Origin of the sequence: Thermoactinomyces daqus, from assembly GCF_000763315.1 — a bacterium.
GTDB lineage: Bacteria > Bacillota > Bacilli > Thermoactinomycetales > Thermoactinomycetaceae > Thermoactinomyces_A > Thermoactinomyces_A daqus.
Window position 1 is genome coordinate 61,208 of sequence record NZ_JPST01000035.1, and the last position, 14,146, is coordinate 75,353.

Annotated in this window: 14 protein-coding genes; 2 read left to right on the plus strand and 12 right to left on the minus strand. The window is 51.5% G+C overall.

Features of this window, described 5'->3' with window-relative positions; translation table 11 throughout:
- Window positions 1-40: 40 nt before the first annotated feature.
- From ppdK to JG50_RS0113970, 3 genes are read right to left on the minus strand one after another with little or no spacing between them, the layout of a single operon-like run.
- Window positions 41-2,704 (minus strand): pyruvate, phosphate dikinase, encoded by a 2,664-nt coding sequence (ppdK, locus tag JG50_RS0113960; RefSeq protein WP_033101719.1) that lies wholly within the window; start codon window positions 2,702-2,704, stop codon window positions 41-43.
- A complete protein-coding gene (locus JG50_RS0113965; RefSeq protein ID WP_033101720.1) occupies window positions 2,697-3,518 on the minus strand; it encodes a pyruvate, water dikinase regulatory protein in 822 nt (273 codons plus the stop codon). Before JG50_RS0113965 ends, ppdK begins: the two co-directional genes overlap by 8 nt.
- 32 nt (window positions 3,519-3,550) lie before the next feature.
- On the minus strand, window positions 3,551-4,186 hold the full coding sequence (locus tag JG50_RS0113970) for a helix-turn-helix transcriptional regulator (protein ID WP_033101721.1): 636 nt from the start codon (window positions 4,184-4,186) through the stop codon (window positions 3,551-3,553).
- Window positions 4,187-4,491: 305 nt separating this feature from the next.
- Between JG50_RS0113970 and JG50_RS0113975 the strand changes: the two genes are divergently transcribed.
- Complete coding sequence (locus JG50_RS0113975) at window positions 4,492-4,788, plus strand: hypothetical protein (protein WP_033101722.1); 297 nt, start codon at window positions 4,492-4,494, stop codon at window positions 4,786-4,788.
- Window positions 4,772-6,205 carry an FMN-binding glutamate synthase family protein gene (locus JG50_RS0113980; protein WP_033101817.1) on the plus strand — a complete coding sequence of 478 codons (1,434 nt, stop codon included), beginning with the start codon at window positions 4,772-4,774 and terminating at the stop codon, window positions 6,203-6,205. The genes JG50_RS0113975 and JG50_RS0113980 overlap by 17 nt, the downstream gene beginning before the upstream one ends.
- Window positions 6,206-6,280: 75 nt before the next feature.
- On the opposite strand, the gene JG50_RS0113985 is transcribed toward JG50_RS0113980, so the two are convergent.
- From JG50_RS0113985 to ybeY, 9 genes are all read right to left on the minus strand, one after another.
- Window positions 6,281-7,018: an Imm26 family immunity protein gene (locus JG50_RS0113985; RefSeq protein ID WP_160173886.1), complete on the minus strand. Its 738-nt coding sequence runs from the start codon at window positions 7,016-7,018 to the stop codon at window positions 6,281-6,283.
- 192 nt (window positions 7,019-7,210) lie between these two features.
- Window positions 7,211-9,292, minus strand: coding sequence for a glycine--tRNA ligase subunit beta (gene glyS, locus JG50_RS0113990; RefSeq protein ID WP_033101724.1), 2,082 nt, complete (start codon window positions 9,290-9,292; stop codon window positions 7,211-7,213).
- On the minus strand, window positions 9,285-10,175 hold the full coding sequence (glyQ, locus tag JG50_RS0113995; protein ID WP_033101725.1) for a glycine--tRNA ligase subunit alpha: 891 nt from the start codon (window positions 10,173-10,175) through the stop codon (window positions 9,285-9,287). The genes glyS and glyQ overlap by 8 nt, the downstream gene beginning before the upstream one ends.
- 322 nt (window positions 10,176-10,497) lie before the next feature.
- Window positions 10,498-11,250: a DNA repair protein RecO gene (recO, locus tag JG50_RS0114000; protein WP_033101726.1), complete on the minus strand. Its 753-nt coding sequence runs from the start codon at window positions 11,248-11,250 to the stop codon at window positions 10,498-10,500.
- Between the two features lie 18 nt (window positions 11,251-11,268).
- Window positions 11,269-11,406, minus strand: coding sequence for a YqzL family protein (locus JG50_RS19450; RefSeq protein ID WP_081943948.1), 138 nt, complete (start codon window positions 11,404-11,406; stop codon window positions 11,269-11,271).
- 219 nt (window positions 11,407-11,625) lie between these two features.
- Window positions 11,626-12,531 (minus strand): GTPase Era, encoded by a 906-nt coding sequence (gene era / locus JG50_RS0114005; RefSeq protein ID WP_033101727.1) that lies wholly within the window; start codon window positions 12,529-12,531, stop codon window positions 11,626-11,628.
- Window positions 12,518-12,952 carry a cytidine deaminase gene (locus tag JG50_RS0114010; RefSeq protein ID WP_268745629.1) on the minus strand — a complete coding sequence of 145 codons (435 nt, stop codon included), beginning with the start codon at window positions 12,950-12,952 and terminating at the stop codon, window positions 12,518-12,520. Before JG50_RS0114010 ends, era begins: the two co-directional genes overlap by 14 nt.
- A 22-nt stretch (window positions 12,953-12,974) precedes the next feature.
- The gene (locus JG50_RS0114015; RefSeq protein ID WP_052154347.1) at window positions 12,975-13,664 is read right to left on the minus strand and encodes a diacylglycerol kinase family protein; all 690 of its coding nucleotides are present in this window, start codon (window positions 13,662-13,664) and stop codon (window positions 12,975-12,977) included.
- 16 nt (window positions 13,665-13,680) lie between these two features.
- The gene (gene ybeY, locus JG50_RS0114020) at window positions 13,681-14,145 is read right to left on the minus strand and encodes an rRNA maturation RNase YbeY (protein ID WP_370589220.1); all 465 of its coding nucleotides are present in this window, start codon (window positions 14,143-14,145) and stop codon (window positions 13,681-13,683) included.
- Window position 14,146 lies beyond the last annotated feature (1 nt).

Sequence of the window (14,146 nt, forward strand, 5' to 3'; positions counted from 1 at the left end):
AATGCCCAGGATCTGGCTGGGCATTTTAAGGGAATCTCTGTCAATTTTTTTGTTTTTGTTCCTTTTTAACGGATATTGCCGCTTGTGCTGCTGCCAACCGCGCGAGCGGCACCCGGAACGGCGAACAGCTCACATACTGAAGGCCGGCTTCATGGCAAAATTGAATGGAGTTTTTCTCCCCGCCGTGTTCCCCGCAAATGCCGACTTTCAATTCCGGTTTGACCGAACGCCCTTTTTCCACGCCCAGGCGGACCAACTGGCCGACGCCTTTCCGATCCAGCGTGACAAAAGGATTATCCGCCAGAATTTTATTTTCCACATACCCGTGCAAAAATTTCCCTTCCGCATCATCACGGCTGAAGCCAAATGTCGTCTGGGTCAGATCGTTGGTGCCGAACGAGAAGAAATCGGCTTCCGTTGCGATCTCATCCGCTGTCAGCGCAGCACGCGGCACTTCGATCATCGTCCCGACGGAATAGGAAATCGCTTCTCCCTCTTTTACCGTTTCCGCCGCCACGCGTTCGACCAGCTCCCGCATCCGTTTTAATTCGTTCACATGCCCGACGAGCGGAATCATGATTTCCGGCATCACGTTAATTCCTTCCCTCCGACATTCGTCGGCGGCAAGGAATATTGCCTTTACCTGCATTTCGTAGATTTCCGGATGAGTGAGCCCCAAACGGCATCCGCGGTGACCGAGCATCGGATTAAATTCGCTGAGCGCCCGAACTTTTTTCAGCAATTTTTCCTTTTCAAGGTATTCTTCTTCCTTGTCTCTGCCTTGCATTTGCATTTTGGTCAGTTCAACGATCAATTCCTCACTGTTCGGCAAAAATTCATGCAACGGGGGATCAAGCAACCGGATTGTTACCGGCAAACCGTCCATTTCGCGAAAGATTCCTTTAAAATCTTCTTTCTGCATGGGAAGCAGTTTGGCAAGTGCCCGCTCCCTTTCGGCAAACGTCTCCGCCAAAATCATTTCCTGGACGATCGGAACCCGTTCCGCCTCCATGAACATGTGCTCCGTCCGGCACAAACCGATTCCTTCCGCACCCAGCTGCCGCGCTTTCCCTGCGTCGACAGGATTGTCCGCATTGGCTCTCACGCCCAGAACGCGCCGCTCATCAGCCCAATTTAACAACTCCCGGAATTCGGCGGACAACTCCGGATCGATCAGCGGAACTTCTCCCCGAATCACCTGTCCCGTGCTTCCATCGATGGAAATGAAATCGCCTTCCTTGAGCCGAATTTCCCCGAGCACTGCTTCCTTCAGGCGCAGGTCGATTTTTAATTGTTCCAATCCGCAAACACAGGCTTTCCCCATGCCACGGGCAACCACGGCAGCATGGCTGGTCATTCCACCCCGTGTCGTCAGAATTCCCTGAGCCGCCAAAATCCCGTGAATATCTTCCGGCGTCGTTTCCGGACGAACCAGGATCACCTTTTCCCCTTTACCTGCCAACTGCTCTGCCTGATCCGCGTCAAATACGATTTTTCCGGAAGCCGCACCGGGGGAAGCGGGAAGCCCTTTCGCCAGCACCTCCTTGGGCGCATTGGGATCAATCCGGCGGTGCAACATTTGATCCAGTTGTTCCGGTGCGATGCGGAGAAGCGCTTCATCCCGGTCGATAATCCCCTCATACGCCAGATCGACGGCGATTTTCACCGCAGCCTGCGCTGTGCGCTTTCCGGCCCTGGTTTGCAGAATATACAGTTTTCCCCGCTCAATGGTAAATTCGATGTCCTGCATGTCCTGATAATATCGCTCCAGTTCCTGGCAGATCCTCTTCAGTTCTTGATCAATCTCCGGCATTTTCTCCTGCAAAACGCGGATGGGCTGGGGTGTGCGAATTCCCGCCACGACATCTTCTCCCTGGGCGTTAAGCAAAAACTCGCCGTAAAGCTCCCGGTCCCCGGAAGAAGGATTTCGTGTAAAGGCCACACCAGTTCCCGAATCCTCTCCCATATTGCCGAACACCATCATCTGAACGTTGACGGCGGTTCCCAGCGTATCCGGAATCCTGTTCATTTTGCGATAAACCTTTGCCCGGGCATTATTCCATGATTTAAATACGGCCTCGGCAGCCTGACGCAACTGCTCCATCGGATCTTCCGGAAAGCGCTTTCCCGTTTGCCGTAAAATCAGCTGTTTAAATCGGGACGTCACTTCTTTCCAGTCGGCCGCCTCCAATTCCGTATCATATTGAACTTTGGCTTTCTCTTTCCGCTCATTGATGATCTTTTCAAACAGATAATGGGGAATCTCCAGCACGACATCTCCAAACATCTGAATAAAGCGGCGGTAACAATCGTAAGCGAAGCGGGGATTACCGGTGGCACTCGACAGCCCTTCGACGGTACGGTCGTTCAGCCCCAGGTTTAAAATCGTATCCATCATCCCGGGCATGGAGAATTTTGCCCCCGAGCGAACGGAAACGAGCAACGGTGAATCAGGATCCCCAAATCTTTTTCCGCTCTCCTTCTCCAGGTGTTGCAAGGCTTCCTTCACTTGCTCCCACAAACCGTCCGGCAACATTCCCCCGTTGTTCATATAGAAGCGACAGGCGTCTGTTGTAATGGTAAACCCGGGAGGAACCGGGAGGCCGGCCCGGGTCATCTCCGCCAGATTGGCCCCTTTTCCTCCCAGTAAATCCTTCATGCCCGCATTTCCTTCATGAAAATGAACCACCCATTTCTCACGCATGCCTGTTTCCTCCTCTTTTTAAGATATCCAGGATGATATTCGCCGTTTCCTCAACCGCTTTATTGGAAACATCGATCATCGGGCAACCCAGACGGCGGATCACCTTTTCGGAATACTCCAGTTCATACAAAATCCGCTCCATGCTGGCATAATTGGCGCCGGAGGCGAGCCCGAGCGCTTTCAGCCGTTCGCGGCGAATATTATTGAGCTGGTTCGGATCGATCGTTAACCCGATCAGGCGGTGAACAGGCACACGATACAACTCCTCCGGCGGTTCAACCTCGGGAACCAAGGGCACATTGGCTACTTTGTATCGTTTATGCGCCAAATACATCGACAGCGGCGTCTTTGATGTACGTGATACCCCCACCAGCACAACATCGGCACTTAAAAGTCCCCTCGGGTCTTTTCCGTCATCATATTTCACGGCAAACTCAATCGCTTCAACCTTGCGGAAATACTCTTCGTCCAATTTATGAATCAAGCCCGGTTCCATTTTCGGGGTAAGCTGGTACAAACGGGACATTCCCTCCAGCATCGGGCCCATAATATCGACATAGATCACCTGCTTGCGCTCCGCCTCTTCAATCAGCAGCTGACGCAGCTCATGAATAACCAAGGTAAAGGCGATCATCGCATGTTCTTCTTTTGCTGCCTGTACTGTCTCGATAATCGTTTCGCGATCAGTGGCATAGGGGACACGGCGAATTTCAATGTCACCGCAACTAAACTGGCTGGAAGCAGCTTTTACAACAAGTTCAGCCGTCTCCCCGACCGAATCGGAGATGACGTAAACAATGGGTTGATTGTTCATGAAAATGGGTTTCCCCTCCTTCAGGTTTGTTTCTATGGTTGTCCGAGTTCCACAAAAACTTTGACCAGTGTTGTTTTGCTGATGCGCCCGATTACTTCCCATTCACCGGGCCTGTCGGCGAAGGGTCTGACCACGGGCAGCGAATCCACCTCGTGCCGCATCATGGACAGTGCAGCTTCAAACAGGGTGTCATCCGGCTGGCAGGTGATGATGTTGGGCATCCGGGTCATGACCACCCCCACCGGCATTGTGTGCAGATCCTGTTTTCCCATGGCCGCCTGCAACAAATCCTTTCTGGAAATGACCCCCGCCAGCTGCCCTTCTTTTTTGATTACGTAAAGGGAACCCACATCTTCCAAGAACATGCTGCAAATCGCGTCGTATACAGAAGTATCCTCCTGCACAACAACCGGCATCGATTTGTAATCTCTGACGTAGAGATTGCGAACATGTTCACCCATCAACTGATTTGCTGTTTTTCCCGAATAAAAATAGCCAACGCGCGGACGCGCCTCCAATAAGCCGGCCATCGTCAGGATCGCCAGATCCGGTCGCAGGGTTGCACGGGTCAGATTCAGCTTTTCAGCAATCGATTCACCAGTGATGGGCCCCTCCGCTTTTACGATTTCAAGGATTTTTTCCTGACGTTTCGAAAGTTCGATTTCAATCGCACCTCCAGATCACGGGGATGTAGTTAATTGTGACATACTTTTATTTTGATATCCACATATAGTATATACTAATCGACGAGCGAATTACCACCGTAAATTTTCTTCGGGAGAAAGAGCCCGTTTCACATCCTGCTTTGAATGGAATTTTTGTTTTGCGATCATCCTAACAAAAGAAGTTCGCAGCTCTTATTCTGCCTCGGCGATATTTTATCCCGATCGCAAGGGAAGCTATCAAAACAAATCATTCCCGATCAACCCACACCCTCTAATAACCTACAATCATACAGGCAGGTGTAAAACACATGATGAAAAGCAATCAAGACTTAAAACACACTCTTTCCTATCTACACTCTGAACTGAACCGCATTGAAACGATGGCGGGAACATTGGCCACGATTGAACAAGAACACTACGGCAAACTCACCAACTATGATCATCGTGAGTTGGTCGACATTGCCGTGGAAGAGCAACATGCGGCCCGTCAGCTGGGGACCATCAGGCAAATGTGCCTGGCGATGGCACAAAAGGTGGAAAGCCTCAAAAACGGGATCGACCGCGTGGGACCCAAGGAGCATACGGATCATGCTGAAATTCATTGAACGATGGATTCGGGCCACGATCAACGAAACAATCGATCAGGCGATTCTCCGGACCATTCGGGATCAGTACATCGAAAACCTGTTTGAAATGGTTCCCGCCACGACAAAAGTGGGGGTCACCAATCTGATGGAAATCGCCATGAGGGCAAATCAGGGCACTCCGGTTTCCCGTCCGTTGGGCAGCCCGATACACTTGTCCCCGTGGGAGAAAATCCTGTTTAATCCCGTCCATCTCTTCCGCTTCCCCACCCCTGAAAATGTCGGAATCAACACTTCGGTGACCATCGGCCCCCGCGCCAAAAAACCGATGACTATCTCCATTCCGATCATGATCGCCGCCATGTCGTTTGGAGGAGCACTGAGCAAACCGGCCAAAATCGCGCTCGCCAAAGCAGCCACTATGGTCGGGACAGCGACCAACTCAGGGGAAGCGGGACTCATGAAAGAAGAACGGGAAGCGGCCAATCTGTTTATCGGTCAGTACAATCGGGGCGGTTGGATGAACCAGCCCGAGAAATACAAGCTTCTGGATGCGGTGGAGATCCAGTTGGGGCAGGGGGCTCAGGGTTCGGCCCCGCAACGTACCGCCGCGCATAATATCGGGGAAGATTACAGGGAAGTGTTTGGTTTGCGACCGGGGGAAGATGCACGAATCCACTCACGGCTACCCGGTGTCAATTCCAAAGAAGACTTCATCCGGCTGGTGAGAAGGTTGCGCGAGGAGACCGGTGTACCTGTCGGTTTGAAAATCGCCGCTACGCATCACTTGGAAAAAGAATTGCAGATTGCTGTCGAGGCAGGAGTCGACTTTATCACGATCGATGGTGCGGAGGGGGGAACGCATGGGGGAGTTCCCACGTTGCAGGATGATGTCGGTTTGCCCACTCTCTTCGCCATCACCAGAGCTTCGGATTTCCTGGCGCGAAAAGGAGCCACACGCAAGATCAGCCTGATTGCCACCGGAGGGTTGGTCACTCCGGGTCAAATGTTGAAGGCACTCGCCCTGGGCGCAGACAGCGTTTATATCGGAACGGCGGCTTTAATGGCACTGGCGAGCGAGCAAATGGTAAAAGCACTTCCCTTTGAACCGCCAACCAGCCTGCTCGTTTACACAGGCAAAAAGACGGATCAACTGGATGTCGAGCAGGCGGCACGAAACTTGGTACGGTATCTGAACGCCGTGGTCCGGGAAATGGAATTGGTCATCCTATCGTTGGGCAAAACGGCTGTCGCCGACTTGTCCAAATCGGATTTATGCACGATTGATCCTTTTATCGCCAAAGCTACGGGAATCCAGTTAGGCTATGTCTCTCCCGAAGATCAATCCCGTTTCTTTGCGGAGACGGAACCGGCGTTTCATCATTTCCGCGATTTCCCTCAGCCGGAAAAGGAGCAACCTGTTATTCCCCCACACTAAACGTCATTGATCCGTTGCAGGGATATTCCTGCAACGGATCAATCAATCATAAAATTGGTTCCTGTTATTCGGGATTCACTGCTGCATCCCCAAAAAAGCTTCATACAGCCACTCTTCAATTTGTTCTGCACTCTGTGTGCCATCGGGGTTTTTCACAGCTTCCGCTTCTTCCCTGGTCACACCGTAAACTCTGGCCTCGCGATTGTTGGCTATCCCTTTGCTTATGTAATAAAGCTTGCTGTTTCCGAAAAAGGTTTCATCAAAGCCAAAAAAATCAGGCAGCTGATAGCTTTTTTCATCAAAAGCAACATGGCCGACCCTTTTCCATTCTCGTGTGGCTAAAGGCGCCCGGTCTGTGCAAAGAGTCCATAATATCGTTTTCTCTTTGTTTTTGAACTCGGTAAGCGTCCATTTCTTTTTGCTGAATAACGAGTAATATTCCAAATATAAATCCTCATCCTGTTTCCCGCCCCGAACGATCATGCCATAACCATAAACTTTTTTCCCGAGCAGTGGAATGGCCACCACATCGCCCGGTCTCCATTCAGCCTGCTTCGTCAGCTTTTTCTTCTTCAATTTTCCTTCCGTGATCTGATACCCGGTCAAATCAGCGATCACTTTTTCTTCCATCCCTTGGAAACCCAGGGCAATCATGCGCTCCCACTCTTCCAGAGAGGGAATCCTCCCGGTCAGGCTTTGGTACAGCTTTGCTGCTTCCAGAAAAGACTTTTGCAGAAATGTGCGCAATTCTCCCTCAACTGCACTGTTTAAATGTAGTTCGCTTTTGCTTTTGCTTTTCTTTTTCTCTCCCATCATGGTGCCTCGCTTTCCTGACTAGATCGTAAAAAAGCCCCTACGCAGAGGAAGGGGATAATTTTACCATGACATGAATCCCGACTGACTGCAAGCGGTTTTTGTGAATAACGATTTCCCTGGAAATAGTCCAGACGGGCCTCTGAAAAGAAAAGCGCATATCATCCCCGTGGACGACATGCGCTGATCGTTTTAAGCAAATACCAGATATTCAAAGGAAGCGAATCTCCTGGTCAACCGCATAATCCCGGCAAGCAGGGCCAACCGGTTAAAGCGGACTGCCGGATCATCGACCATTACCATGATCTCATCAAAAAAGCGGTGAATTTCCGGAACCATATGGGCAAGCGCACTGTAGAGAGCCGCCGGATCCTTTTGCTCGGCCGCACGCTCCCATAGTGCTTCCGCTTCTTCAAACGCCCGAAGTAAAGCCTGTTCTGCCGGTTCCGTGAGCGCCTCTTTGTTCAATTCTGCGCCATCTGCTTTGGCTGCGAGATTGGCAACGCGCGTAAACCCTTCAACTTCCTGTTTGAACGATTCGCGCGAAAGCTGATCCATCAGCACTCCGGCTTTTTCCAGCACTTCTGCCGGATGGGAAATGCCGGAAGCAATGACGGCATCGATGACATCATAGCGGATTCCCTCTTCCTGAAGCACCGTTTTGATGCGCAGGGAAAAGAACTCCGTCAGATCCTTTTTCACACCAGCCCTATCCTGTTTTAGCAGGCCTGCTTGCTCCAATTGTTCCAGAGAAAGCTCCAACAGTTCATCCAACGACAACGAACGGTATGCCGGAGACAGCAAAATTTGCACAATTCCTGCCGCTTTGCGCCGCAATCCGTATGGATCCTGCGAACCGGTCGGCTGAATGCCGATGCCAAAGCTTGAACAAATCGCATCCAGTTTATCGGCAAGGGCCAGGATCCCTCCGATTTTTGTTTGCGGCAGTTTATCGCTGGCGAATCGGGGCAAGTGATGTTCAAAGATCGCTTCGGCAACCGCCTCCTCTTCCCCTGCTTTCCGCGCATACGTTCTTCCCATGAAACCTTCCAATTCGGGGAATTCTCCAACCATTTGCGTGGCCAGGTCAAATTTGGCGATTTGGGCCGCACGGCTTAATTGCTGCAACTCTTTCTGCTCAAGGTTCAAGCGCTCACCGATGGCCGATGCAAGATTTGCCATCCGCCGAATCCGGTCTCCGACACTGCCCAAATTCTCTTGGTAAACGATCTGTTCCAGTTTGGCAACCGCTTGCCCGATCGGCTGTTTCAAATCTTCTTCATAGAAGAAACGCGCATCGGCCAAGCGGGCGCGGAGCACCTTCTCGTTCCCTTTGACCACTGTTTGCAGATAACGGTCATCGCCGTTGCGCACCGTCACAAAATAAGGGAGCAAATGCCCGTCCGCATCTTCGACGGGAAAATAGCGCTGGTGTTCCCGCATGGTGGTGATCAGCACTTCCTTGGGAAGCGTCAAAAATTCTTCGTTAAACGTTCCATACAGCGCTGTCGGGTATTCCACCAGATAAGTGACTTCCTCGAGCAGACCGGGGTCAACCGGAATAACCCAACCCCGTTGTTCCTGCAATTGGCGCAGTTGCTGCAAAATGAGCTCGCGCCGTTCGGTCGCGTCAACCAACACATATTGCTGTTTCAACGCATTCACGTATTCCGCCGCATGGGTGATCTCAATCTCATGCCCCAAAAAGCGGTGTCCACGCGTCTTGCGTCCGGCTGTCAACCCTGCCCACTCAACCGGTACAACCGCGTCATCGAAGAGGCAAACCAACCAGCGAACCGGGCGGATAAACCGGGTACGCCCCTGCCAGCGCATCGTTTTGGGGAAATGCAACGCTTGAAGCACCTCCGGCAACCCTTCCTGCAATTGGCGTACGGTGTCTGCCCCTTCATGGTGCACTTTGGCAAATACATAATTTTCTCCCTTGATCTCTTTAAACACGAGGTCGTCGACCGCCACTCCCTGTTTGCGCGCAAACCCCTCCGCTGCTTTGCTCCAGCTTCCATCCGGGGTTTTGGCAATCCGCTCGGCGGGCCCTTTTACTTCTTCATAGAGATCTGCTTGCCGTTCGGCCACTCCGTGAACGTGCACAGCCAAGCGGCGCGGTGTGGCATAGGTATGGTACGTCTCATATGAGATCCTCTGTTCATTGAGCCAATCGGCCAGCTTTTGGCCAAGTTGCCTGACTGCATCGCCGACAAAGCGGGCGGGAATTTCCTCACAACCAATCTCCACCAACAGGTCTCGCTTATTCATTCTCTTCCCCTCCCTTTCGGTTCATCAATGGGAAGCCCAGTTTTTCTCTCTCTTCGATGTACGCCCGGGCAATTTTGCGTGCCAGATTGCGGACGCGGCCGATGTAGCCCGTTCGTTCCGTCACACTGATCGCTCCGCGCGCATCCAGCAGGTTAAAAGTGTGGGAACATTTCAAAGCGAAATCATAAGCCGGAAATACCAAGTTTTCGCTCAATGCCCGTTTGGCTTCCCGCTCAAAATCATCGAATTGCCGGAACAGCCAATCCGGATCGGAAATTTCAAATGTATATTTGGAATGCTCATATTCCGGCTGGCCGAATACATCGCCGTACAGCACTCCGGGAACCCATTCCAATTCAAACACATTTTCTTTGTCCTGGATATAGGAAGCCAACCGCTCCAGCCCGTATGTCAATTCAACCGAAACAGGATCGACATCCAGGCTCCCTACTTGCTGGAAATAGGTGAATTGCGTCACTTCCATCCCGTCGAGCCAAACTTCCCAACCGAGGCCTGCCGCGCCAAACGTGGGGTTTTCCCAGTTGTCTTCCACGAAGCGGATGTCATGTTGCAACGGGTCCACACCCAGGGCGCGCAAACTGTTCAGATAAATTTCCTGAATGTCGGCCGGTGCCGGTTTCAAAATCACCTGGAACTGATGGTGCTGATACAAGCGGTTGGGATTCTCGCCGTAACGCCCGTCAGCAGGGCGACGCGAAGGCTCCACATAGGCCGCTTTCCACGGTTCAGGGCCGAGTGAGCGCAAAAACGTCATCGGGTTTAACGTCCCTGCCCCTTTTTCCACATCATACGGCTGGCAGAGGATGCATCCCTGTTCCGACCAGAAATCTTGCAATCGCTTGATCATTTCTTGCATATTCATCGCAGCCACCTCCAATAATTCCCCAAATTAAATAAACCTCCCGCCCTTATGACACGATTCGATGCCATAGGGACGAGAGGTTGTTCTCCCGCGGTTCCACCCTATTTGGTCAGCATGCAGCGTGCTGACCCGCTTTTTCTTCAAACCTTCATCCGCGCTCAAGAACTGCCATTCACCAAACACCAAGATCGGGCTTGCACCCTCCCCGACTCGCTATGCATGGCTCTTTTGGTTACTCCTTTTCTCTCATTGCGCTGTATATTGAAAAAATGTTAATTACAGATATAGCAAATCAATCAGACTTTGTCAACCATCGTTTGGCTTATTTTATCCAAGTTGCGCGAATCTGTTCCAACAAGTTGAGGGATTTGGACTGAAACGGCAAATATTCCTGCATAAAGGAACGGACAATCTGTTGCAATTGCGCTTCCGTTTCCGGTCTTACCTTTACTTCCCCCAACCGTTCCACCGGGATGCGCTCCAAAACCGGCAGAATTTTGCCCGTTGCCGCTGAAACCGGAATCGCCTCCGGATCGCGTTCCTGGCATTCTTCACACAAAAAACCGCCCTGACGGACACTGAAGCGAACAGGGCTGCGGTCCCGGCGGCAGATGACACAATGATTCAATACCGGCGTATATCCGGCCAATTTCAAGATGCGGAGTTCAAAAATCCGCGTCAAAATCTCCGGATTGGTTCCTTTTTCCAAACGTTTGAGCAGGGCGCTGAGCAATCGGTGAAGCGGCGGCAGGGGTTCTCTCTCTTCCGTGCATTTATCCAAAAGATCAAGCCAATAGGCGCCATAGGCTGTGAGCAGCAAATCGGAGCGAATCGGGTGATGGGAATCGAGCGAATCGGCCTGCGACAAGGTGGCAACCCCGCTCCCTCCCGTAAACAGGACAAATTGCGCCTCTGTAAACGGCTCCGTCACTGCACTGAAACGACTCTTTGTTTTTTTGGAACCGCGGGCCATCGCCGCCAGTTTTCCCTGCTCTTTCGTAAACAGCGTCAAAATTTGGTGGCTTTCGCCGTAATCTTTCGCTTTGAGGACAATCCCTTCCACTTTCACCAACATGAGATTCGCCCTTTCCTCTCAGCAGCAGTTTTCCTCCCCTTCTTCCTCTTGTTCCGCCCTTTCCGCAACATCCTCCAGTGTTTGGAGTTCCTTGAACAAGAGGTAAGCGTCGATACTGCCAGTCACTTGGAAACAATTCCAGACAAAATTTCGCAACTAGCATCATCCTTTCTCTATGCCTCATTACAACCATTAGGATGACCTAGAGCAGCGGGGAGTATTAGATGGAAAAATTGGCATTCTCCCTGTTATTGACTTTCACTCATGATGTTGTTCCTGCGTGCTCTCACGGGCCGGGTGGCGGTGTGCGTCCAACACTCGGCACGCAGGGAATTCCTCCGGGATCGAAAAAGTCATGATCATTTCCCGTACGGTTCACTCGTCTTCCGTATAACCAAACTGCCGCAGCATCAACACTTCATTGCGCCAGTCTTTTTTTACCTTGACCCACAAATCGAGAAAAATCCGGGTTCCGAGCAAATGCTCAATCTCCAGCCGGGCCCGTTTCCCCACTTCTTTAAGCAGTGCTCCTTTTTTGCCGATCAAGATTCCCTTTTGCGACGGACGTTCCGTGTAGATGGTGGCCCGCACATCGATGAGGTCTTTCTCCTCTCGTTTGCTCATCTCTTCCACCACAACCGCCACCGAATGGGGCACTTCCTCCCGGGTCAGTTCCAACACTTTCTCGCGAATCAACTCGCCTACGATGAAGCGTTCGGGATGGTCAGTGATCTGGTCAGCCGGGTAATATTGCGGCCCCTCCGGCAAGTAGCGAAAGATCTGCTCGACCAGTGTCGATGTATTATTGCCCTGGAGGGCGGAAATGGGAATCACTTCGGCAAACGAAAATTGGTTGCGGTACCGGTCGATGAGCGGCAGCAAATCATCCGGATGAACCTGGTCAATTTTGTTGACCACCAGAAAGACCGGCGTTTCGACTCCCTGCAAATTCTCCATGATAAAGCGGTCGCCCGGCCCCTCTCCTTCTGCCGCATCGATCAGAAACAGGATCAAATCGACTTCATCCAACGCATTCCGGGCTGTTTGTACCAGGAATTCGCCCAGCTTGGAGCGGGGTTTGTGGATGCCCGGAGTATCCAGAAAGACAATCTGCCCTTCTTCTCTGGTCAGAACTCCATGGATCTTGTTGCGCGTCGTTTGCGGTTTATCTGACATAATCGCGATTTTTTGTCCGATTAAATGATTCATCAATGTCGATTTTCCGACGTTTGGACGCCCGATCAGCGCCACAAATCCGGAACGAAAATCATCCTTGTGCATCTAAATCCCCTTTCTGAAACGCTCCTGGCAGCAAATCGGCCACCGTCGTTTCCTGAATCGCCCCTTTCAAGTTGGACAAAAATACTTTCATATCGGGAGGGCATAACTCAACCATGACCTGACGGCATGCTCCGCACGGTGAAACCGGTCCCTCGGTATCGGCGATGACCGCAATCCCCGCAAACTCGCGATAACCTTCGGAAATCGCTTTAAACAGGGCCGTGCGTTCAGCACAGTTCGTCAATCCGTAAGAAGCATTTTCCACATTGCATCCCCGGATAATCTCTCCGTCTTTGGTCAATACAGCCGCTCCCACCCGAAATTTTGAATAGGGAACATAAGCCATTTCCCTTGCTTGTTTCGCTGCTTCAATCAACTCTTTCATCTTTCCATGCTCCTTCTTTTGGCTGGGTGCCTCTATTATAGAGAAAGGATGGAATCATTTACAATAACTGCAGACCGATCGTCGCCACAAAAATGCCGAGAATGCCTCCGATCACCACGGACAGTCGCCGAGGCTGGTAACGAAGGCGCATGCCCACCAGCATCATGAGCAGGAGCAGAACCAAAAACGTAATATGCAGGTTGCCCGTTACCAGAATCAGCAGAGTTGAGATGCAGAGTGAAATCGAAGAGGTCATGCTCGGCTCCCATGTATGCTTTTCGACACGGTGGCACCAACCCTTTAAAAGCAGAGTGAGGAAAAAGTCGAACACGATGATCACGGCCAGCCCGATGTTGGCAGGATAAGAAGTACCCGCGGTCAGGCGGATAAACAGTTTATCGAGATACGGATAAAAGACACTGATTCCGACAATCACCGCAAGCCCAGCGGTCAACAGCACCGCTCCCGCAGCCACATCTTTCGCGATTTTGGCCAGCGGATGGTATTCCTCCGTCACCATGTCCACCACCGCTTCAACAGCGGTATTGATCAACTCCGCAAATAAAACCAGAATAATCGTGATAAACACGACAAGTACCTCCAACTTGCTGATCGGGAGGTACAAGGCGAAAAAAAGGACAGCGAGGGCAATGAGAAAATGGATGCGCATGTTCCGTTGCGTAATGACCGTATACTTTAGCCCTTCCAGAGCGTAAACAAAGCTGCGCAGCAATTTGGTCACCCACATGAGAAGAAGCCCCCTTCTATCGCTGAAGACCGATCCGGCTTAAAATCTCCTCCTGTCTTGAAAACATTTCTTTTTCTTCTTGCTCGGTCTCATGATCATAGCCAAGGAGATGCAAAAAACCGTGCACAGCCAAAAAACCGAGTTCACGGGCAAGCGTATGGCCGTATTCCGCAGCCTGCTCTTTTGCCTTCGGCAGGGAAATCACGATATCTCCCAGCATGACTCCCTCTTCTTCTTCATCGATTACCCACTCTTCATCGGGTTCCCACAGCGGAAATGACAAAACATCGGTCGGGCGGTCGATCCCGCGGTATTCCCGGTTCAGCTGGTGAATTTTTTCATTGTCAACAATGGTTACGGCCACTTCAACCGGCGGCAGCTCTTCAAAATCCGCGGCAGCCTGCAACGCTTTTTCCAGCGAGGAGATCGCTTCTCTCTCCTCTTCCGTCACCTCTAATTCTATACCCAGTTCCAAACGCAAA